We start from the raw sequence: 23,315 nt of genomic DNA on the forward strand, positions 1-23,315 counted from the left end.
TTCTTTTGCTGTTGATTACTTATTTACAGGCCTTTCAGCGTTTTTTTTCCTGGTTTCAAAAAAGCCGATCAAGTTGTAAACTTGCTGATTAAGCTCTTCCATTTTCTCGGTTAATCCGGTATATAGCTGGTACTGGCTGTTCAGGATACCCTTGTTGGCATCTGTATTGGATGGGTCTACGTTTTTATTAGCAGGATCGTTATCCTGGTATTTAAACCAATGCCAGCCCACGCAATTGCCCGATTCAAGTAGCCCAAGTGTAAAGTTCTGGTAGAACATGCCACGGTCCTGCTGCGTTTTAACCACCCAGCCAGCACCCGAATAGTTGCCCATACCCGAGTCTTCGCCCTTTACATACCATTCAGTTATAATGAAAGGTTTGCCCGACCAAGCTGTCCAGTTCCGCATATCACCCGCATCGGGTGTCCAGTGATCGTAGTAATTAATCGATATGAGATCAAGGTATTTGCCCGCGGCCTCAATTACCTGTTTAACTGTTTTTTCGTACCCGTTAAAACGGCAGCCTATATACATGTGATTTGGGTCGTACTTCTTGATAGCTTTTGAAACGATGCTTAAATAACGATCTACAACGAAACCTAAAAACTCGTTGCGCATTTGGTCGGTTATGGCCGTTTGTTCGTATTGATGATCCTGAAGCCATCTTTGAGCGGCGATATATCCGGCGTCTGTTTTGTCTTTTTTCGACAAATAATTATCAAGCGATTTTTTATAGAACGGGAGTTCATTATCCGAGAAATAACCATACAAATTTTTATCATTTTTGTTATCCCTGATCTGCCGGGCGTACCGATCGCAGTATTTTTCAAAACCGGGATCGAAAACAAATATGGCGTTATCAGGATAACCCAAATGGCCCGATTGCTGATAAGCACCTTTGTTTTTGCCATAACTGCCCATAAAATCGAGCATAACCGTATAAGCCAGTGGTTTTACCTTATTATCCAGTTTTTTTAATAAGTTGTAAGATGACCATGCCCCTGCTCCGTTAAAACCCAATTGGCGCAGCATTTGGGTAGTTTTAAGCGCCCAGTTTGATGGATCGCTAAATTGGATGGCAAAAGCAGCCTTATTGTTGTCAGAAACGCCGATGTTGATATCGTTCATTCCTTTATCAATAAACAAATTTCCTTCGGGATCAACAGACCACCATCTGCCATTTACCTTGACAACATGGAAAAAGCCGGTTGCATCTGCCCTAATGGTGGTTGTTCCGCCATAATTATCCAGCTGCATATCTTTGGTTGGCTGGTAATTCTTTAAGGTAGCCAACGTACGTGTAGGATAATCTTTCCATTCGCGAAAACCGGGTTTCTGCCCGCTACCCTGGTTTGAAATTTTAGCACTAACTTTTAAGGTATACTCAGCTGGAGTTTGCGCAAAAGTTGAAGCGCAAAATAACATGAACAATAGGATGAACTGTTTACGAAGCATCATTGATTAAGGATTAGGTGTAAGATTTGGATTGATCTGTATTTCGCGAAGCGGAATAGGAAATAATAAGTTATGAGGAGCTGATATCTGTATCACTACCGTACCATTCTTAGTTTGATATTTGGTAAAAGACGCGTTCATCACATCAATTGCGCGCCCTGTTCTCAACAAGTCAAACCAGCGGTGCCCTTCCATATTAAGTTCAAGCCTGCGCTCGGTTTCAATAGCGAGTTTCATATTGCCTTGCGATGATGTTTGAGTTGCCGTTAAATCATTAGTGGTATTACCATAAGCACGGCGGCGAACATCATTGACATAACTAATTGCACCTGCGGGGCCGTTAAGTTCATTTTCTGCCTCGGCATACATCAGCATGACATCGGCGTAGCGAATCACGATCCAATCGTTATTGCTGTCCATGGCGTTTGCGGGTACGTCGGTGTATTTTTTGGTATAATAATAGGTTACGCCGCTGCTTACGTAGGACGCTATAGAAAATCCGCGCCGTGGATCGGTGGCAGGAAAAGCATCGTACAGATCAGGCATAATGGTATTAAACCCCGATCCCCCACCAACTGTAGCAATAGTAGAACCGCTTTGGTTCGGCACAAACCAGTTAAAAAACGGGCTTCCGGTACCAAAGCCGCCTTTGGTGTACCTTACGGCAAAAATAGTCTCCTTATTCAATTCGTTACTGGTAGAAAAAATGTCGCTGTAAAGCGGTAGCAGGTCATACCCCCAGGCATTGGTTCCCCTTGGCAAAAGCTCGGCCAATTTGGTTTTACATTGGCCGTATTTACCCTCTGTAAGATACACTTTGCCCAAAATGGCCTTAGCGGCACCATTGGTTGCGCGGCCCAAATCGGCTGTAGCATAACTGGTAGGTAACACAGTTTCGGCATCGGTAAGGTCTTTCTCTATTTGTGCGTATACATTAGCCACGGTTTCCCGTTTGTAACTTAACGACTCGTCGATAGATTGAATTTCTTTAGTTACCAGCGGTACGCCGCCCCAAATTCTTACGGCATTAAAATAACTAAGCGCCCTTAAAAATTTAGCCTCGGCTATGTAGCGGTCTCTTAGGGTGGCTGTCATGTCAATTCCGGGCGCCCGGCCAATAATGGCATTGCAACGTGCAATACATTTATAAAAATTTTGCCATTGCGTTGAAAGGTTTACATTTTCTGGCGCTACTGTAAACAAGTCAAAGTCGCCCAAACCGGCTCCCGATACCAGGGCATTACTGTTATCCGAAGGTACGTCGGTAAACAAGTACATGCCTGTGCCGCTTGTCCCTTTACCGTAAATATCTTGCAGCGTTCCATACGCTGCCGTTACGGCCAGACCAAGTCCATTGGCATCCGAGTACAAGTCGGCCGTCGATATTTTAGTGGGATCCTCTAACGCGATATAGTCTTTTTTGCATGATGCCCCCATTACTAAAAGGAGAAACAGCAGTGTTATATATTTCTTCATGATTGTATTTATTTATAGAATTAAAAACCAATGTTTAAGCCGAACGAGAATGTACGTGGCAGCGGATAGGTGCCTTGGTCAACCCCGTAACGCGGCGCGGGTGAGCCGGCCCAAACGTTAACTTCCGGATTGTAACCAAAGTATTTGGTAAATGTGGCCACGTTCTCGGCCGAAAGAAATACCCTGGCAGTGTTAACATGAAGTACTTTTAATAAATTACCCGTTAACACATAGCCTAACGTTACATTACGCAAGCGGAGGTAAGAGCCATCAAAAATATTGCGTGTTGATACCACGGTGGTAGAAGATGGGTTGGTTGCGGCTGCACGCGGTGTCATCCCGTCGCCTTGATCCGTGGCTGACCGCCAGCGGTTAAGGGCATTGGTACGAACGTTGAATGAGCCATTATAATAGTCCGTATACCTGTCGGCCGAGTTTAAAACCTGGTTACCATAAGTTCCCTGAAATAGAAAACTAAAGGTGAAACTCTTATAATCAAACCTATTGGTTATACCGTAAGTAAACTTAGGCAAAGGGCTGCCTATATTCACAATATCGCTGGCATCAATTTTACCATCGCCATTAACGTCGGCATATTTCACATCGCCGGGTACCGAACCACCCGCCGCCCATTTTGCACTGGCAGCCACATCGGCGGCATCTTTATAAACTCCTATCTGCCTGTAACCATAGAAACTGCTCATGGCTTGGCCGGGTACCACCCGGATGGAGTTGGTATAACCGAAAGCGGCATCATAGCCAACAAAGTTGCCATCATCGGTAAGAGCGATTACCTTGTTTTGATTAAAGGAAATGTTGGCGTCAGTGGTCCATTTGATGGTGCCATTCAAATTGTTTGTTTTAACTGAAAACTCCAAACCGTTGTTTTGAACGGAACCTACATTGGTAAAAATAGTGTTTGCAAAGCCATATATGCCCGGCACTCCCCTGCTTAAAAGCAAGTTATTGGTAAGCCTGTGGTAAGCATCTACTGTAAAATAAATGCGGTCGCCTAACAAACCTATTTCCAAAGCCAAATCGGTTTGCTTGTTGGTTTCCCAGGTAAGATCGGCGTTAGCGAGCGAATTGGGCGAAAAGCCGAATACAGGGGTAGAGTTATTGGCCCCAAAAACATAATTAACTTGGGTTGCATAGCTTTGTGAGCTATAATCGCCTATGTTATTGTTGCCGCTTACACCATAACTTCCTCTTAATTTTAACTCACTGATGGCAGTTATCTTTTTCATAAAGCCTTCTTCGCCTATGCGCCATGCAGCAGAAAATGCAGGAAAAGTGGCGTACTGGTTATTTAAACCAAAACGTGATGAGCCATCGGTACGTACTGATGCCGAGAGCAGGTATTTATCCTTATAACTATAATTGGCACGCCCAAAAGTGGAGATCAACGCGTTAGAACTGTAGGCATATGTACCTAATATAACCCCAGCATCGTTGGGATTTTCAACTATGCCATTGGTAACAGTTCCGTTTTGCCCGGCCTGGCTTGTTTCGGTATAGGTGTTTTTTTGAAACGAATAACCAGCCAATAAGCTTAAATCGTGATTTTTGCCAAATTTTGTATTGTAATTAAGCGTATTTTCTGACACGTAATTATAATTTGTTCCCTGTGTTGTTCTTGCCCTTACGTTAGTTAAAACCGGGTTGTTGATGTTTGCTGTAGGTGCATTGTCGGATTGTAAGGTAGAGGGCACAAACCAGGCGCGGTTATTAAATATTCCCTCGAAACCGAAGCTGCTTCTAAATTTCAAGCCTTTAATAATCTCAAAGTCGATAGCAGTATTGGATAGAACACGCCCTGTTGAAGTTCTGTCTTTGTACAAATCAAGTACGGCAACGGGATTATACGGATTGCCATTAAATGTTTGGCCACCAACTGATAAAATCGATGTGGCATTTGAATAGTCGCCATTGGGTTGCCTTACGGGTATTATAGGGGGTTGCAGCAGTGCGCTGATCACAGTGCCTCCTACGCCAGATGGGTTAACGCCGATACCGTTAATGAGCGCGTTATTCAAACCACCGCCCGTTGCTGTCTGATCATTAATGGTATACGATGGCGCGATATTGAAACTAAACTTTAATTTTTTTGTCAGCTTGGCATCCATGCTGGCCCGCAGGTTATACCTGTTAAAATCGGTAGCCTTAATGATACCTGTTTGCCTGTAGTATGCACCCGTTACATTAAAAGTAACCTTATCGGTACCTCCGGAGGCAGACAATGCATAGGAACTCGTCCATCCGCGGCGAAATATTTCATCCTGCCAGTTCGTATTTTGCAGCGTCGATGGGTCGTTATAGATTGCAGGCAATGTTTTGCCTGAATTGGCAAATGCATCTTTTACATAATCAACATACTGATCTTTATTTAAAACTGCTACGGTTTTCGACACGTTAGCAAAGCCAGTATTGGCAGTAAAATTAAATTTTGTTGCGCCTGCTTTACCTCTTTTGGTAGTTACAATGATGATGCCATTGCCCCCCCTTGAGCCATAAATGGCCGCGGCTGCCGCGTCTTTCAACACTTGCACCGTTTCAATATCAGCAGGGTTGATCTGGTTAAAGTCGTCGGAACTGTTAAGGGGATAGCCGTCAACAACAAACAGCGGGCCGTTACCCGCACCTATGGAGCCAAGCCCGCGGATTGTTATTACAGGGGCGGCGCCCGGGTCGCCAAGAGCCTGCGATATTTGCACGCCAGAAACCTGTCCCACCAGCGCTTCGGCCGGGGTAGCTACAAGGCGATCTTCAATTTGCTTTGCGCTAACGGAACTTACTGCGGTTGATAACATTTTCTTTTTCATTTCCCCGTACCCTACCACGACCACATCATTTAATGATAAGGCATTTTCATGCATGGTTACGTTCACCTGGGTGTTATTGCCTACCGGTTGTTCCTGCTTCTGGAAACTAATGAAGCTAAACACCAGTATTGCATTTCTATTCTGTATATTAATCGAATAATTTCCGTTGGGATCGGTAACAGTACCCGTAGTAGTACCTTTAACCATAACGGTGGCACCCGGAAGAGGGGCGCCGCTACCATCAACAACCTTACCTTTAATGGTAAGTGTTTGCGCGAAGAGCGAGAAAGCCTGGAAAAATAATGCCAAAAACAACACAGTGAATATCCGCCCCTTTGGCAAAGGTTGGGGTTGTTGTAAATAGTGTAAGTAAAATACCTTCATAATTCTGGAAATTTAATTAGGGTTATCGGTTTAAATTAGGGTTGTCGTAAAATTGAACGGCAGTATAAATCATTTTGGGGAGTGAGAAATGCGGGGAATAGAAAACGTAGTTATTCTTCATGCAATTTAATTGGTTTAACTGGTTAAGAAAACGAATCTTGTCCGTTGTAATTGGTTAGGCAAAACTGAAGATAAGACAGCTGAAAGCCGGTTAAAAAAAGACTTTTTTAGGGGTAAAAAATGACTTTCTTAACAATTAAAGAAGAAAATAGCTAAAAAAGGTTGAAAGCGGAGATCCGGAAAGCTACAATTTATTATCTTGCTGAAGCTGGCGTATTCATTTCCGAGGGCGATTTACCATGTATTTTTTTAAATTCTCGACTAAAGTATTTGCGGTCGTTAAACCCAACCATTGAAGCCACTTCATTAACCGATAGCGAATTTTGCTGCAACAAGTCGGCAGCTTTTTTTAAACGCATTGATTTTATAAAGTCTGCCGGCGAAAGATTGGTGAGAGCACATATTTTTTTATACAACACAGATTTACTCATACCTATCTCGGCACCTAAGGCTATTACCCCAAATTCGGGATTCTCCATATTATGTTCAATTGTAGCCATCAACTTTTGAATAAATTTCTCGTCGGGATTATTTAAAACTACTTGTTGAGGATGCAAAATAACCTGTTGGCTAAATTTGTTACGCATCAATTCTCTCGATGTTAACAAATTTTGCACATTTAACTCCAATAACTTGATACTAAAGGGTTTGGTTAAATAAACATCGGCACCCGTTTGCAGCCCGTTAACCTGGTGTATATGGGTAGCAAGGGCCGTAAGCAGGATAACGGGAATATGACTTGTGCGTTCGTCGGTTTTAATTTTACGGCAAAGCTCCAACCCATTCATTACGGGCATCATTACATCGCTGATAACCAGATCAGGGATTTGCGTTATCGCCTGCTCAAATGCTACGTGGCCATTCTCGTATGCGGCTACCTCGTATCCGGGCAATGAATCCACAATGAAATTCCTGAGTTCTTCATTATCCTCGGCCAATATTATAGTCCCTTTTTGTCCGCCATTTGGATGTTCTTCTTGATTAAGTACATCAATTTCCGCGCGCATCCTGAACGAGGCAACGCTTTCAATCCCCGAGTTATCGCTGATGATGTGAACATTGTTTACCGGCTTAAAATTAACAGGTAAATGAACGGTAAATACCGTATCCCCCGGCTGATCAACTTGTTGAGGCGAACTTTTAAAAGCAATAGTGCCTTGGTGCAATTCAACAATGCTTTTCGAGAGAGCCAGCCCTACCCCGGTACCCTGGTTTGATTTTTTACTATGTACCTGGTAAAAATTGGTAAATAATTTAGATTGATATTCAGCCGGGATACCCTGCCCATTATCGGCAATATTAATTGTTAAGCCGTATTGCTCGTTGCTTTGCAGCTCTACAGTTATACAGCCATAATCTGGCGTAAACTTAAAAGCATTGGATAGCAGGTTAAAAAAAACCTTCTCTAATTGTTCGTTATCAGTATATAAATAAATTTCTGGCAGGTTGCTGGTAAATTGATAACTGATATGGCGGCTCTCGGCCAGGGTTGTGAACGAAAGATAAATCTCTTTGATAAAACCAACGATGTTATTATACTGTACGTACAATACCATGTTTCCGGTTTCGGCCTTTCTAAAGTCCATCAGTTCTGTCATAAGCCTTAATAAACGTTCAGCGTTATTCTTAATCTGAAGCACCTGCCTGCTAATGAATGGATTATCCATAGTGTTATTATACAAGTTTTCCACCGGCCCCATTATCAGCGTTAATGGGGTACGTATTTCATGTGAGATATTGGTAAAAAAATCAAGCTTCATTTGATAAAACTCTTCCTGCCGTTCGTTTTGTAAATGTTCGTTATACAGGTCCCTCTCAAGAGCGGCACGGATCTGTACAAAACGGATCACCTTGTAAAACAGAAAAGCCACTACCAACGCATAAAAACAGTAAGCCCACCAGGTTTCCCAAAGTGGTGGTAAAATGTTAATCGTTATCGTTCGCCCTTTTTCGTTCCAATAACCATCGTTGTTAGCAGCCTTCACTGTAAAAACGTAATGCCCTGGCGCAAGGTTGGTAAAACCGGCTTCCTTTTGGTTTCCGGTTATTATCCATTGGTCGTTGTTGCGTAAGCCCGTCATTTTATAGGCATAAACATTTTTTTCTGGGTTAATAAAATTTAATGCGGAAAACTTTATGGTGAAATTATTTTGGTTATAGGGCAGGGTCAGTTCAGAGGTTTCGTTAAGGGGGAGTTTTAAATATGACTGATTACCAAAGCTAACCTCTTTGTTGCTGATGTAAAAGCCGGTCAGCAAAATGTCGGGCTTAAATTTATTTTTTACAATCTTATCCGGAAAAAAGGCGGTTATACCATTCATACCTCCAAATAGTATTTCACCTTGCGCAGTTTGATAGGCAGAGTTCACCAAAAACTGGTTACTTTGTAATCCATCAGCGGCAGTGTAATTGGCAATTTGATAATCACCGCGCTTTAAAGGAAATTCTTCTCTAACCAACTTAAGCTGAGAAATGCCATTATTAGTACTTATCCATAAAGCCCCTTGTTTATCGGCAACAATAGCGGCAATAACGTCGTCAATCAATCCGTCTGCCTGCCGAATGGCATATATCCGGTTATTTGGTTCGTCCAAATAATTCAATCCTCCGCCATCGGTGCCAATCCACAAACGTTTGTGGTTATCCATGTATAGGCAAAGCACATTGTTGTTGCCTAAGCCGCTATTCTTTCGTCGGTAATATTTGATTTGCTGTGTTATTTGATCATAACAATTCAAACCATTTTGCGTGCCGATCCATAATTTGCTACCGTCATTCAACAAACAGTTAACATAGTTATCGCTCAGGCCTATTTGTGCTCCGGGCTCACTACGCAAGCGCAGTATTTCTTTGCCTTGGTAGTCAACCAGTCTTAAACCTGCGCCGTTAGTGCCCACCCAGATACCACGTTTGGCAGGTAACAATGCATTAATTAACCTGGCGGCGGTTTTATTATTAAACGTTTCGAGGCTGATACGGCCAAAAGTTTTGTTTTGGTGGTTAAATTTAAACAAGCCATTTAAAGTACCTGCCCATAAATTTTTTACCGAATCTTTAACCAGCGCCTTGATCTCTTCTGATGCCGGGAAGTAGCTAACCAAGCCTTTTTGACGGTTAATATAGTTTAACCCTCCGCCAAAAGAACCTATCCACAAGCCGCCGTCCGCATCCCCCACAATTGCTTCGGCAAGTGATTTACTCAGCCCGATATTGTTACCAACCCGCTCACCTATATTTACAAAATTAGAATTGCCAGGATAATATAAATTAAGCCCCCCGGAGTAGGTGCCTAACCATACGTTTCCGGTATGGTCTGTCATTAAACTCCATACAGAGCCATCGCTCATGGTTCTGGAATCGTCCGGGTCGTGTTTGTAATTGGTAAAGGTATTTGTCTGCGGGTTTAAAATGGCTAAACCGTTACGTGTAGCCGCCCAAACGTTTCCATCTTTAATTAAAAGGTCGTTTATCCAGTTAGATGGTAAGCTGTATATATCATTAGCCTTATTTACATAATGAGTGCAACTATTTAAACGCTCGTTATATCTAAAAATCCCGTCGCTTTCAGTGCCGAACCAAAGGGACCCATTATGATCGGCCGTGATAACAATCACTTTTGCTGACAATAATTCTTTTTGGCTGCGCAGGATATCCGGTAAAGGTATGACAGCCGCATTTTGAGGATTGAACCTTTTCAGGCCCTGGTTGATTCCTGCCCATATAGTTTGCTTATCATCCTCAGCCAGGGAAAATGCAACGCCTTTAAAAAGTTCATTTTCTTTATTTTTCCAACGGTCAATGCTGATCAGGTTTGCCAAATCTGAAGTGATGGACTTTATCCCGTTAAATGTGGCAACCCATATCTTGCCACTGTGATCCTGCTGAATGGCGGTGATAAAATTGCCTCCACCTTTGGCGCTTGATAAGCCAACGTGTCGAAATTTCTCTGTTTTACTATCATATAAATTTAAACCACCGCCTGTACCTATCCACAGATGCCCCTGTGCATCCTGTATAATTCGGTTGATACGATTATGGCTGATACTGGTATTACTGGAGTCGTTTGGGCGGAAATTTTTAAAATACGAGCCATCGTAGCGCGATAAGCCAGCCCAACTACCTATCCAGACATAACCGCTTTTATCCTGAAGGATAGTAGAAATGGGGCTTTGCACCAAGCCATCTTTATAGCTGATATGCCTGAAACGTATTGCTGGCTGCTGAGCATGAGCATAGCAAGGCAGAAACGCGATCATCAAAAAAAACGCGGCTATAGTCCCTTGTTTTATCATGGCAAAAAACAAATCTATTTTTATGTTATAATTGGCAAAACAGGGGCGTAACCGCTATTGCATATTGATATTCAAATATAATGCTAATATTGAGATTACTAACAGTTATTCTTTGCCGAAGAAGTGATCAACTGTACCTGGCATCCTAAAATACATGGCAAGTATTTTCTTCCCGATTAATTATAAGATATGGGCAATATTTACTTTTGTGTTTGTGAATCCAGCGAAGAAATAGTATTGAAAGTTACCGGGACGGTTATTGATTGAGCAAACTGTTATTTCTTTACAGAGCTAAGTTATTAAAAGCGCGCCACCGTGAGTGTGCGAAGCTACAGTTATTCGTAGTTTTTTTCGTTAAATACATATTGCTTCCTGCCGCATTTAAAACATTTATATCTTTTTACGGGCAGCCAAAACAAAAATAATTTCATCCATTTTGGCCTTCTGATACGCTCCAGACTGCTTTTGTCTGTAAGACCACATCGGCACACCCTCTTCGGATTTAAATTTTGGTTGTTATTAAACATAGCTGTGGTAAGGGCAGTATTCTTCACATGCTAAAAGTTTATAATTGGTAAACAAATATAATTAATGATTACAAAAAATCACATTACCAATATGTTAAAAAACCAAGAAATTTTTAGTTCTCAAACTGAATAATAAAAAAGCAAGGTATTGGTAATTAACACCTTGCCTTTTATATAATTGGATGTACAAATGGGTATTGATGATAAAACCCGGACGTGGTTTTACGCCATCGATTCCTTAGATGCAAGTTGGGTAACGTATAAATGCGGTTCTGGCATAATTACATTATTTTCGTCAAAGGCTTTTTTGATCATTTCCTGAACGCCGAAAAATACAACCCAGTAATCGTGAGCATGGGTGTAAGGGCAAATATTGATTGCGATTTTACCTTCGTTTATTTTAGCCACCTTAACCACAGGTGATGGCTTGTCTAAAACCAGTGGGTGCGAAAGGCAAGTTTCGGTTGCTACACGACGCACAAAATCCATATCGTTTTTAGGCTCAATTTCAACGGAAATATCTACACGCAGACTACCGTAAGCGCTAAAGTTGATTACCGTATTGTTTGATACCGCCCCGTTTGCCAAAATAACGGTTCTGCCATCGGGAGTGAGTAGCATGGTATTAAAAATCTGGATTTCTATAACTGCGCCGGTTTGGCCCTGCGACTCTATGATATCGCCCACTTTAAAGGGCTTAAAAACCAGTATTAAAACCCCTCCGGCAAAATTAGCTAAAGAGCCTTGCAGAGCCAATCCGACAGCTAAACCAAGCGCACCAATAATGGCTACAAACGACGTGGTTTGGATACCTAACATTCCGGCAACGGTAATAAGCAGTAAAATTCTTAAACCGGCCATCATCAGGCTGCTAAAAAATGTTTGCAAGGATACATCAATTTTTCCCTTGGCCATTGAAATATTAAACACCCGGCCTATCCAGTTAATGATGTACAACCCTACTAAAAAGACAATTAATGCGCTGGCCAGTTTAATACCGAAGGTGCTTAGCCAGTTAAAAATAGCAGCTGTGTAAATGGTTACGTTCTCCATAATGAATTGAATTGTGGTTTAAGTTTATGTATGAGATTAATTGTGTACAGTTGATGTAATTAAAGCAATGATAACGCACAATTATTAAAGCAATGATAATAATAAGTAAAAAAATAATGTATGTAAAAAAAAGGCGGTGGAAGGACCTGGTATTTAGCTATTTTTGTTAGTGAATTACAGTACCAGCGAGAGCAAACCACTGCCTGTTTATGAAACGATAGAAAAACTGCTTGGAAAGAAAAACACAAATAAAAATTATTGAAGCAATTGAGCAGGTCCCGTCCGTTAAAACGATTCTTGAAACAGCAAGAGAAACCAAACTAAAGCTTTGTTTTGAGGGCGATTTTCAACAGCAACGTGAGCGGATTGGACTGGAATTAAAAAATGAGCTCCCCGGATTCCAGGTATCGGTACACACCATTCAACCTGAAATAAATATCTGTAAACTTATAAGCAACGCAGAAATTGAAGCCAACGAGTTGTTTTTTGAGCAGTGCGCTAAAGATTACCGGGCATTAGCAGAGAGGCTTATATTGATGCTATCAACTAAACTTGGTATTAAAATTAATAATTCGTTTCCATTAATCTCGTTCAATGAGTTGAAGAATTCAAAAAAGCAGATTGGTAAGCTTGCCGCATGGCGTTATAATTTGCACGGCTATCATTGTGGTTTCGAACATTCATCAACAGGGCAGTTGATAGAAGTCCCTTTGGTTTTTGGCCTTGAGTTTGGAGATTTAGATCCTTATTTTTTCACGAGGTATATCAAATCAACACCTCAATATCAGCCCCTGCCGGTTTGCATTTATGAGGATTATGCTGATGGGGTCAGGATAATTGAAACCATGCTTTCCCTTGGAAAATATGAACGGATAACATCCAATATTAACAACCATTTTGGTGTTGCTGTAACAGATAGAGAAAAGATTGCAATCCATATTTATGAGCCCGACCCTGATGATTTTACGCCATCCCGGTTTAGCATACGCAGGTTTTTAGGATTAAAATAAAAGTTAGTTAAGGTTTCAATCAGCATCCTACTTTTTCAGCAAGCCAGCCAATATATTGGTACTTTGCTCCAACTCGATGATCGAAGATGAGGCGAATCCGAGCCTCGTAGCATTTTGTTGATTGAGCGGCGTGTGGTGAATACGTCCATCGGAAAAGTAAAGATCTTTCTTTTTGGCCTCCAGCGCTAATTTTTCCAGGTTAATCTTCTGGTCGAAACAGGTCCAGACAGACATGCCGCCATCTGGAACCTCAAACTGCAAATAGTCATTTAACTCTGTGCGCAACAAATCGCAAAGCATATCGCGTCTTTGCCGGTAAATACGTAACGACTTACGCAGATGTCTTTGAATGATGCCATCCTGTAATAACTCTGCTATTGCGTTTTCAAGCATCTCATCGCCCTGGCGGTCAACAATTCTTCTCAGTTTAGCCAAATGCTGAATTACATTGACTGGCCCAACAAGATAACCAACCCTGAAGGCTGGCGAGATGGTTTTAGTGAATGACCCGCAATAGAGTACCGTACCTTGCTGATCGGCACTGGCTAAAGGCAACAGCGGCTTGTTCAGGTAGTGAAAGTCGTAATCGTAGTCATCTTCAAAAATGATAAAGCCATACTTTTCGGACAGCCGGAGCAATTGAATGCGGCGATCGGCCCGCAGGCTTACGGTTGTAGGATAATGATGATGCGATGTAACATAAACCAGGCGCACAGTTTTTTTGCTGCAAATTTGCTCAAGCTCAGCCACCCTGATACCAAACTCATCCACCGGAATCTTGATCAAATCAGCGCCCGCCTGGGCAAAATTAGTATCTGCGCCTAACCAACCCGGCGAACCGGCCACTACCCTATCGCCTCGTTTTAACAAACTGGTGCACGCCAGGTACAAACCCATTACAGAGCCCCTGGTGATCAGGATATTATCAGCAGTGATATTTAACGCTCTTGTAATATTCAGATGGGTTGATAATTGTTCCCGTAGGGCTAAAGAGCCTTGCGTATCAGCATAGCCCATCTTCTTATAGGGATTCCCGGTTAATAGTTGTGTGCGGTAAGCCCTTGAAAGATCATGTAAAGGGGCCAGCCTGGTATCCGGAAAGCCATCATCTAAATGGTAGGTTGAGGTTGAAATATTGAGATGCCTGTTTAAATGCTCGGGCTGCTCAAAAACGAAGCCTGCAACTTTTACCGGATCGGGTATAACCTGGTTACCAGTTATCAGTTGCTTAGGTTTTGCTTGCGGTAAGTTGCGTGCTACAAAGGTTCCGTTGCCTGTTTCGCTTTCCAGCCATCCTTGCGCCAACAGGTCGTCATAAGCTCTGACCACTGTTTTGCGGTGCACCTCCAGAAATTGAGCCAGTTGCCGCGTGCTTGGCAGCCTGTCGCCAGCTCTTAAATTGCCATTTTTAATTAGAGACGTGATGATTTCTGCCAATTGTAGGTAAACGGGCTGTAAAGAATTCTTGCTGATACTGATGGTAAGAAAGACGGCCTGCATAATTGGACTACTTAATTTATTAAAATTGGCTGATTGAAAGCATCCAATAAAGGTACACATTTGTATCAAAAAAAATGATGAAAACACCTCCACCCCACCTTGTGCCAAGTCGCGCCGCCAAGCGTGCCCATTTTGATCCGGAAACTATCTTCCCGATACTCGACGAAGCTTTATATTGCACCATCAGCTACGCTGTAGATAACAAGCCATATTCCATACCAACCGCCTTTGTACGATATGAGGACAAAATTTATATCCACGGTTCGGTAGGTAGTCACTTTATCAGGGAAATTGAAAAGGGCATACCGGTTTGTATCTCTGTTACACTGATGGATGCTTTGGTAGTTGCTAAGTCGGCATTTAGCCACTCGGTAAATTACAGGGCTGTAATTATGTTCGCTAAAGCGGAAAAAATTGAGAGTATAGATGATAAGATCAGATCGTTTGAGTGGCTCACCAATAAAATGGTGCCGGGCAGTTGGGATTACCTGCGACCGGTAACCGAAAGCGAAGTGCGCAAAACAACCGCCCTGGCATTTAGTATAGAAGAAGCCTCTGCCAAAATACGTACGGGTATGCCCAATGATGAGCAAGAAGATAAAGCCTTGCCGATATGGTCGGGAATTATCCCCTTCAAAACGCAGAGAATGCCTTTTGTGCCCGATGAAACAAGCCTGGATATAGCAATGCCGCCCCACCTTTTAGCGTTGAATGCGATATAATTGGACTATTACATAGTTGAGAATACCAAACAGGCTGCCCACTTACCATCATGAGCAGCCTGTTTACATTACTAAGGATAAATCCCGTTTGCTTAAAAACTGTTAAGTACCGCTCTCCAATCTTCGCTTTCGGGGATGCCCGGTTTACGCTTTCCAAAAAACTGTACAATGATGTTTCCATCTTGGTCAAAAACTTCCAGGCTATGTACCGGGCCATCTGTAGTCGGTTTCTTAACCAACCATACCGATGCAATGCCGTCCTCGCGCAAATGCATATTAAATTCCGGGTCGAGCACATTGAACCAGGGGCCGGTTTGTACCAGTTTTTTAATCTCGCCGGTATGGATCTGTATACAGCCCGCGCTACCGGTAAATACCATAATTGGTAAATTTGTTTCGGATGCCTTAGTGAGTATTTGTTTTAACGAGTTTACACTAATTTGCCTGGCATAGCCCTCTGGCGCAAGCCTTAAGGCCTGGGTACGGCTTAGGCTGTAGTTTTTTAATAAACCATGAAAATCATGTGTATCCTGCAATGCAATCCAGGCCTCCTTAAAACTTTTCAAATCTACCTCAAGGTCTGATTTCTCGATGGCCTTTTCCGCAGGCGGCTGAATGTTCAATTGCTGATGTTGATCGTCGGCTTTAAATTTTTTCACCAGTTGATGATAGGTCGTCACATCGCTTTGTTCGGTTAAATATATTTTATGTACCGCACTGCCAGCCGCATCAAAAAATTGCAGGCTCAGTCTGTCGTTTTCGTTCACTGCAAAGCCAAAGTGCCAGTGGTGCATAAACAGTCGCAGATCAATATCAGGCGTAACAATCAGCCCGACAGGCCCGTTAAAACCAACTTTTGTATAGATGCCCTTTCGTTCGTGTACGCAATAATCATTACGGGTTAGGGCCATTACATAGCCTAACGAAGCAGTTTCTTTTAACAACTCTTTAAAATCGCTATTGAGCAGGGTGCTTTGATCGCCAACACCGGTATTAACTAACTCCGCTTCGCTAACACCCAATTGTTTTGCCGCATCGCGGATGCGAAGTTTAGGTTGGCTAACTTTTAACTGTTGCCATTGTTCTTTTATTGAATTGATTACTTTTTCCATTTCTCTTTATTTTAATTAATTTCATACCAATACGCCGCTTGGAATAACCAGCGGGCACTTTAATCCTTCGCAGTCCATCAGCTTGACATGGATATTGAACGCCCGGTGAATGTTTTCGCAGTTAATGACATTCTTCGGCTCGCCGAAGGCAACCGTCTGCCCGTCTTTCAGGATCAGTATCTTATCCGCATATCGCGAAGCAAAATTAATATCGTGCAGTATGCTGATTACTGTATAACCCCTATCAGCCATGTTGCGGGCCAGTTGCAGTATCTGTTGCTGATACAGTAAATCGAGCCCGTTGGTGGGCTCATCCAGAAACAAAAAAGCGTTAGGCTTGTCATAAATCTGGGCTATCACCCGTGCCAGTTGCACCCTTTGCTGTTCCCCGCCGGATAAAGTATTATAATCGCGTAAAGCAAAATCAGTAATCCCCGTTTCGCGCATTACCTCATCAATTACCCATAGGTCAAGGCTGGAGGGATGATGCTCAAAGTGAGGATACCGGCCCATCAGCACCAATTCCTTTACCGTAAATAGCAGGCTTACCGTACTATGCTGCGTAAGTACCGACCTTAGTTGGGCCAGTTCTTTAATAGCATATGCGTTAATTGCCTTTCCATTAAACTGTATGCTGCCGCTTTGCGCATTCATTTCCCGGCAAAGTAGTTTGAGCAGTGTGCTTTTGCCCGCACCATTAGCGCCAATTACAGCCAGCATTTCTCCGGGCGAAAGTTGGAAGCTGATATCGTTGAGGATCTTCTTTCGCCCGGCGATGTAGGAAACATTTTGTACGCTGATCATCAAGCCTGTTTTTTAAGTTGTGAAAAAATCATATAAATAAATACCGGCGAACCGGCCAATGCGGTTACAATGCCAATAGGCAATTCTGCCGGTGCTACGATGGTGCGGGATATCAAATCGGAAAGTGTTAAAGCCGCCGCGCCCAACAAAGCCGAACCCGGCAGTACCAGGCGGTTATCGGAGCCGAAAGCCATGCGCAGGATGTGCGGGATAACCAGGCCAACAAAGCTAATGATACCTGCCACCGCTACCGAAGCACCAACGGCCATGGTGGCTAATATAATTACCATCCTTTTTGTGCGGTTTACCTGGATACCCATGTGTCCGGCCTGCACTTCGCCGAGGGAAATAGCGTTGAGTGATTTTGCCATAAAAGGCAAGCCAACCAGCGGCACCGCTATAAAGGGCAGCACACTACAGAATGATATCCAACTGGCGCCCCCCAAGCTGCCCAGGCTCCAAAAGGTAATGTTACGTAATTGCTCATCAGTAGAGATATAGGTTAACAAACCGGTAAAAGCAAAAGCCAGTGCATTGATGGCTATGCCAGTTAACAGCAAGGCCGTAATTACCGTGCGGCCCTGGTGCATGGCCATGCGGTAAACGGTAAGCGTGGTAATAAACGCACCTGTAAAGGCTGCTATAGCCAAAGCGTAATAGCCATAAATACTGCCGATAGTATTGAGCAGTTTACCCCCAAACACAATCATTAAAGCGGCAAATAAGGTAGCGCCCGATGAGATGCCAATTAATCCGGGCTCGGCAAGTGGATTGCGGAATAAGCCCTGTAAAGCAGCACCCGAAATAGCCAGCGCGGCTCCAATAATAACACCCAACAATACCCTGGGTAACCGCAAGCTTAACAACACGGCTGTTTGCTGTGTGCTGAAGTTTGCCTGGTGGCTAATACCTATATAATTGGCAATTATGGAGCAGAACTGCGGTAGGCTGATATGCACCGCGCCTATACAAACCGATGCCACCATTACTGCTAACAATAGCAACGTTAAACCGGTTAAAATCAATCGATGGTTTTTAAACACTTATTTTAGCTTTTGTGATAACTGAACTACCGCTTGCCCCAGCCTTGGCCCAAAACCGGTAAGTAACTCGCCTTCCATCGTGATGAATTTTTTATTTCTGCCTGCATTGGTTTGGCTTACGCCCTGCACATTAAGCAGCCCGGCCGTACCACCCAGGCTCTCCATTCCGCTGCTAAACAGCAGGATTACATCCGGATTAGCAGCCACCAGCGCTTCCGAAGTGAGGGGTTTAAAATCGCTAAAGCCGCTTACCGCATTTTGTCCGCCAGCCAACTGGATCATCTTCTCCACCGAGGTTCCCTCGCCAGCTACCAGCATAGTGCCAGTGCCGCGGGCATATATAAATAATACCTTAGGTTTAGCTCCGCTTTTGTTGGATTTGTTGGCTGCTGCCAGGTCGGCGTCCAGCTTGGCAATCAGTTTTTGGGCCTGGGGCTGCGCGCCAAATGCTCCGGCAACTTCTTTAATCAGCTTCCGCGTGCCATCAGCCGAAAAATCCTGGGTAAACAAAACCAATTTGATTCCCGCAGTTTTTAGCTGTGCAGCCAGTTCCGGTTTAATCTCGGTGGTTATGCCCGTTACCACATCGGGCTGAAGCGCGATGATGCCCTCGGCCGAAATATTACGGTTATGTCCTACTTTGGGCTTGCGTTTCAGGCTTTCGGGGTAATTGCTGGTTATATCTGTACCTATAATATTAGGCTCCAAACCCAGGCCTGCTAATATTTCACTAATCGTTCCGTTGAGCGAGATAATCTTCTGATTGGCGGCCAACTTAGATATTGCTCCGGCTTTTGCAGTTAGGGCAAGTACAGTCAGTACCATCAATGTTATTATTTTTTTCATTTTTTTAAAATTTAAAAGTTTCCCTTCCGGGGATCTGGAATCATTGTATTTTGCTGTACATTATTATTGAAAGCTGGTTGTGCCATCGCCCTGGTAAGCATAGCGGAAGGTATAATAACTTGATGCGGGGCGTGTTGTTAAATCGGCAAAAGTAGCTGTGGTTGTGTTAGGATTACCCTTGTAATAGCTAATCATTTCCACCTTGGCGTACTTACCGTCACTGGTCTTAATTACGATGATCTTGCCGGGCACAGTCAGGATAGCATGCTGAGGTTCGGTAGTGGCAGTATAAGTATACCAGCCCGATATGGCAGGCGCACCGGTGGCATCTGTTTTAAACCCGGTTGTCGGTGCCGCCGTGAGCGACTCAAAAGTGCTGCTTGCTACCTGTGCTTGCGAGGTTCCTGTACCCGATGTGCCGCCATTGATCAAGATGCTTGTTTTATTGAATTTGATATCCCATTTGGTGGTAGCGGTATCGGCACCGGTAACCTGGGCACCGGTTGACAGGCTATAATATACCGCTCCCTTTGATCCGTCAAGATCTGCGACTGTTTTAGTGCTGAGCTTGCTTACTGCAGGAGCCACGTCATCATTGTTTTTACTGCATGATGCCAATAAAGTAACCGCGCCAGCTAAGGCTAAAGATAAAGTTGTTAATTTGTTCATGGGTTTATTTGTTTGATTATTATTGAATTATGTGATTTGCAAAATTGTAAGTGAAGCCCGCATAGACCAGCCGCCCCGGCAGGTTCAGGATAACCAGCGGATCCCGATGATTAAAAAGGTTTTGGGCGGTAAGTTGCACCCGTAAGGCATCTTTAAACAGAGGTTTGGAGAGCGAGGCGTTAATGAGCAGATAACCTTTAGTATACTCGTCATCGCGGTTCAGGATGCCGTTACCATCGGTGTCCTTATAGCCGTAACGCCCGCGGTAAATGGCTCTTAGCGCCGTATTGATGCCTGTTTTTGCCTCCTTATAGTTCACCTTTAAGTTCCAGGTGTAGCGCGAGCGGCCAAGCAGGCCGCCGTAGTCCTGCCTTTTAACAAGCTTGGTTTGATTGGTCGCTGGGTCTTTGGTAAAAACCTGACCCGCTGCAATCTGGTTCAATACATCCTGATCGTTGGCTTCCAGGTATTGAAAGCCGCCCGCAACCTGTAACGGCTTAAATAATTGGTAGCTCAAATCTGTTTCTATACCCTGGGTATAAACCTTATTGAGATTGAAATAAGAGTAAACAGACTGCCCATTAGTTTTGATAGCGATTACAGCCGTTTCAATCAGGTTGGTGATATTGTTGCGAAAAAGGTTGGCTGTCCAGTATAGCTTACCGCCTGGACGGTACCGGTAACCCAGGTTAAACGCGGTAGAACTTTCGGCATTCAGGCTTTTTAGCGTCAACGGGTCAATCAGCACCGCCTGTATCTGCCCCTGTTGCTGCAAGCGCTGAATGCCGGGCCCCACCTCTTCGTAGCCAAAAACACTGTAGCCCACCTCGGCATTGGTAAAATTGAGATAAAGTTGCCGAAAATCTGGCGCTTTGTAGCCCTTACCAACTGAAGCCAGCAAAGTAAATTGGGGATTTAGTGCATAACTGACCGCCAACTTGGGGCTAAACTGCGATTTGTAAACGCTATGCATATCATATCTACCACCTGCTATAATATCCAGTTTTTTAAAGGCTATCCAATCGGCCTGAAAATAAGCATAGCCGGAAGTAAAAGATTGCAGTTGGGTATAACGTGTAGCCTCTACAGTTTCATACTGCCCACCGGCTCCGGCAGTGAGCTTCATATTATCCCTTAAAGTATAATCATTTTGTAGTTCGGCACGGTTAAAAGTCTGGTTAAAATAGGTTTGATCATATACTTCACCATTATCATTGTACCGCACATCGGTATTGGTTTTATAGGTCGATTTGTATAGTTGTATCGTGGAGAATAATTTATCCGAAAACTGCCGGGTAATAACCGGGGCAATGTTAAAATCCTTTTCGGTGCCTCTCCCACCCGCGTAACGATTATCAACCAGGTACTTGTTCTGCTGATCATTGGTAAAATATCTTATCGAAAGCTTCAGCGTTGTTTGATTATCTATTTGATAAGCTGCTTTGCCATTGAGCGTATAACCTGCAAACGGCGAAACAGTAGGAACGCCAGCCGAAGGTTGAAGGGTATAGCCTTGGCTGCTGTACCGGTTGGCAAAGCCCAATAGATAGAACTTTTCATTTTTGTAAGCCGTATTAACGTTCAGGTCCACTGTTTGGTTGGTGCCATACCGGGCACCCAATCCTCCTGTTACACCCTTTTCCGGTTCGCTGGTGATGATATTTACTACACCCGCCATAGCCTCGCTACCGTAAAGCGATGAAGTGGGCCCTTTAACAATCTCCACCCGGCTGATATTATTGGTGGTGATACGGGATAATTCCAATATCCCGGTAGTACGGCCAATTAATGGCAAGCCATCTATCAGGATCATGGTATAGGCCGGATCAAACCCTTGCAGTTGGATACCCTGCCCGTGCGGATCATCCAGAATACTTATCCCCGTTTGCTCAGAAAGCACTTCATTTAGCCGCACCAACCCGCCTTTCCTGATCTCTTCGCCCGTAATCCGAGTAATGGGTATCGGTACCTGCTGCAAACTTTTTGGAGTACGGGTTCCTGTAATCACTACCTCTTTTAATTGCTTATTATTGATACTATCCTTTTTTACTGGGGCGGCATTTTGCCCGTGAACCTCAAAACCTGTCACGAGGGCCACGAAAACACAAAACTTTATAAACATTTATTTAGACTAATTAAAAATAATGACGCAAATTTGGCCTGTTTATCATTAGGCTGTCAACGTCAAAAGGATTTAAATAAACGCTAAACGGATTTTACACTATGCTCAAAATTACTTTCCCATCTGAAGGATTTGTTTTTAACCATACCGGCTATCAGACTGATGCCTTGGAAATCAAAATCATTGAAGAAGCAAATGACCGGTGTCAATTGAAAATAGAAACGTTGATGATTGAAGGTATAGCCGTTTTCCTGGTTATGATTAGCTGTACCGATAGTATACCTGTTACACTGCAGATGAATGAGTATGCGTGGATGATGAACTTTACATTACAAGGCCAGTTGACTTTTCAAAACGCGGTCAGCGAAACTCAAAAAGGTACATTCATGGCTGGGAGTCATCAAGCCTGGTTAAATCCCGGAGAAGAGAACCTTGCCGTAAACATAATAGGCAACGTAAAACTATTTTTAGTTTGCTTAACGGGGAGGTTGATTACAAAGTTACGCTTTGCCGAAACGGTATCGCCACTGCAAAATAGTATCAGCAGTAAATCAAAGTGGTTGCCAGGAAGATTAACAACACCGCCAATGAGTGATATCATCAATACGATAAGCCGATACGCGGAAAATAAGACCCTGCACCCAATAATTCTGCAAGCAAAGGTGCTTGAACTGGCTTTTATTGACCTGGAACAATTTCAGCAGAAAGATAAAGCAAGCTCCAATACCTTTGTTAAACCTAATGACATTCAAAAGCTTCAACTGGCAAAAATGTTGATCGGTGAAAACCTACAGACACCATGCTCCTTAATTGAATTGGCGCACAAGGTTGGGCTCAATGATTTTAAACTAAAAAAAGGGTTTAAGGAAATATTCGGGACAACAGTTTTTGGATATTTATTGGAATTAAGAATGGAAAAAGCAAAGACAATGCTCTTATCACCCGGCTGTACAGTCAGCGAAGTTGCCCATGCTATTGGTTATAAAAATGCCCATCATTTCACTGTGGCGTTTAAAAAGAAGTTTGGCTATCTGCCCAGTAAGGCCAATCGTTTTTTAGGCTTTTTATTGGTGACCATATCCATAACCACTTAATACCTTCCGATCAACACATACATACCCAAAAATAACTTTGCTTAAGCACTCAAAAATAACCGCGTATTTCTAAATATTTAAGTGCATAAAAACGACCAAAAACACACTGTAAATTCTAATCAGCTTCCTAATAATGCGCCTTATTTTAATGCCATTTTAATCTTAAAAATCTGATTATTAACTCAATATTAAGAATAGGTTATATGTTGATATCAGCGTAGAAAATTCAGAATTTCTTCAGTTTTCAATGCGCTTCTTTGCGGA

15 protein-coding genes are annotated in these 23,315 nt (G+C 43.2%); 3 read left to right on the forward strand and 12 right to left on the reverse strand.

Going from position 1 to position 23,315, the window contains the following annotated elements:
- Positions 1 to 15: 15 nt before the first annotated feature.
- The 5 genes from MUCPA_RS33220 to MUCPA_RS33240 all read right to left on the reverse strand — a co-directional run bounded on the left by MUCPA_RS33220 (position 16) and on the right by MUCPA_RS33240 (position 12,129).
- Positions 16 to 1,458 carry an agarase gene (locus MUCPA_RS33220; protein ID WP_157544032.1) on the reverse strand — a complete coding sequence of 481 codons (1,443 nt, stop codon included), beginning with the start codon at positions 1,456 to 1,458 and terminating at the stop codon, positions 16 to 18.
- Between the two features lie 3 nt (positions 1,459 to 1,461).
- Positions 1,462 to 2,931: a RagB/SusD family nutrient uptake outer membrane protein gene (locus MUCPA_RS33225; protein ID WP_008512721.1), complete on the reverse strand. Its 1,470-nt coding sequence runs from the start codon at positions 2,929 to 2,931 to the stop codon at positions 1,462 to 1,464.
- A 20-nt stretch (positions 2,932 to 2,951) separates the two neighbouring features.
- Entirely contained in the window at positions 2,952 to 6,137 is a 3,186-nt protein-coding gene (locus MUCPA_RS33230; protein WP_008512722.1) for a SusC/RagA family TonB-linked outer membrane protein, read from the reverse strand.
- 314 nt (positions 6,138 to 6,451) lie between these two features.
- A complete protein-coding gene (locus tag MUCPA_RS33235) occupies positions 6,452 to 10,549 on the reverse strand; it encodes a hybrid sensor histidine kinase/response regulator transcription factor (protein WP_008512723.1) in 4,098 nt (1,365 codons plus the stop codon).
- A gap of 749 nt (positions 10,550 to 11,298) precedes the next feature.
- Positions 11,299 to 12,129: a mechanosensitive ion channel family protein gene (locus tag MUCPA_RS33240; RefSeq protein ID WP_008512724.1), complete on the reverse strand. Its 831-nt coding sequence runs from the start codon at positions 12,127 to 12,129 to the stop codon at positions 11,299 to 11,301.
- Positions 12,130 to 12,359: 230 nt separating this feature from the next.
- On the opposite strand from MUCPA_RS33240, the gene MUCPA_RS33245 reads away from it, so the two are divergent.
- The gene (locus MUCPA_RS33245; RefSeq protein ID WP_008512725.1) at positions 12,360 to 13,139 is read left to right on the forward strand and encodes a DUF6896 domain-containing protein; all 780 of its coding nucleotides are present in this window, start codon (positions 12,360 to 12,362) and stop codon (positions 13,137 to 13,139) included.
- 27 nt (positions 13,140 to 13,166) lie between these two features.
- Here MUCPA_RS33245 and pdxR read toward each other — a convergent pair whose 3' ends face one another.
- The gene (pdxR, locus tag MUCPA_RS33250) at positions 13,167 to 14,639 is read right to left on the reverse strand and encodes a MocR-like pyridoxine biosynthesis transcription factor PdxR (RefSeq protein WP_008512726.1); all 1,473 of its coding nucleotides are present in this window, start codon (positions 14,637 to 14,639) and stop codon (positions 13,167 to 13,169) included.
- A 74-nt stretch (positions 14,640 to 14,713) separates the two neighbouring features.
- Between pdxR and MUCPA_RS33255 the strand changes: the two genes are divergently transcribed.
- Entirely contained in the window at positions 14,714 to 15,361 is a 648-nt protein-coding gene (locus MUCPA_RS33255; protein ID WP_008512727.1) for a pyridoxamine 5'-phosphate oxidase family protein, read from the forward strand.
- A gap of 92 nt (positions 15,362 to 15,453) precedes the next feature.
- Here MUCPA_RS33255 and MUCPA_RS33260 read toward each other — a convergent pair whose 3' ends face one another.
- The 6 genes from MUCPA_RS33260 to MUCPA_RS33285 form a co-directional block, all read right to left on the reverse strand.
- Positions 15,454 to 16,473 carry a hemin-degrading factor gene (locus tag MUCPA_RS33260; RefSeq protein ID WP_008512728.1) on the reverse strand — a complete coding sequence of 340 codons (1,020 nt, stop codon included), beginning with the start codon at positions 16,471 to 16,473 and terminating at the stop codon, positions 15,454 to 15,456.
- A gap of 21 nt (positions 16,474 to 16,494) precedes the next feature.
- Positions 16,495 to 17,277 (reverse strand): heme ABC transporter ATP-binding protein, encoded by a 783-nt coding sequence (locus MUCPA_RS33265; RefSeq protein ID WP_008512729.1) that lies wholly within the window; start codon positions 17,275 to 17,277, stop codon positions 16,495 to 16,497.
- Positions 17,277 to 18,320, reverse strand: coding sequence for a FecCD family ABC transporter permease (locus MUCPA_RS33270; RefSeq protein ID WP_233276815.1), 1,044 nt, complete (start codon positions 18,318 to 18,320; stop codon positions 17,277 to 17,279). Before MUCPA_RS33270 ends, MUCPA_RS33265 begins: the two co-directional genes overlap by 1 nt.
- On the reverse strand, positions 18,321 to 19,166 hold the full coding sequence (locus MUCPA_RS33275) for a heme/hemin ABC transporter substrate-binding protein (RefSeq protein ID WP_040626791.1): 846 nt from the start codon (positions 19,164 to 19,166) through the stop codon (positions 18,321 to 18,323).
- A 63-nt stretch (positions 19,167 to 19,229) separates the two neighbouring features.
- The gene (locus MUCPA_RS33280; RefSeq protein ID WP_008512732.1) at positions 19,230 to 19,835 is read right to left on the reverse strand and encodes an HmuY family protein; all 606 of its coding nucleotides are present in this window, start codon (positions 19,833 to 19,835) and stop codon (positions 19,230 to 19,232) included.
- A gap of 19 nt (positions 19,836 to 19,854) precedes the next feature.
- Positions 19,855 to 21,957, reverse strand: a complete 2,103-nt coding sequence (locus MUCPA_RS33285) for a TonB-dependent receptor plug domain-containing protein (protein ID WP_040626792.1) — start codon at positions 21,955 to 21,957, stop codon at positions 19,855 to 19,857.
- 101 nt (positions 21,958 to 22,058) lie between these two features.
- Between MUCPA_RS33285 and MUCPA_RS36590 the strand changes: the two genes are divergently transcribed.
- Positions 22,059 to 23,051, forward strand: coding sequence for an AraC family transcriptional regulator (locus MUCPA_RS36590; protein ID WP_008512734.1), 993 nt, complete (start codon positions 22,059 to 22,061; stop codon positions 23,049 to 23,051).
- Positions 23,052 to 23,315: the final 264 nt, after the last annotated feature.

This window comes from Mucilaginibacter paludis DSM 18603 (genome assembly GCF_000166195.2).
Classification (GTDB): domain Bacteria; phylum Bacteroidota; class Bacteroidia; order Sphingobacteriales; family Sphingobacteriaceae; genus Mucilaginibacter; species Mucilaginibacter paludis.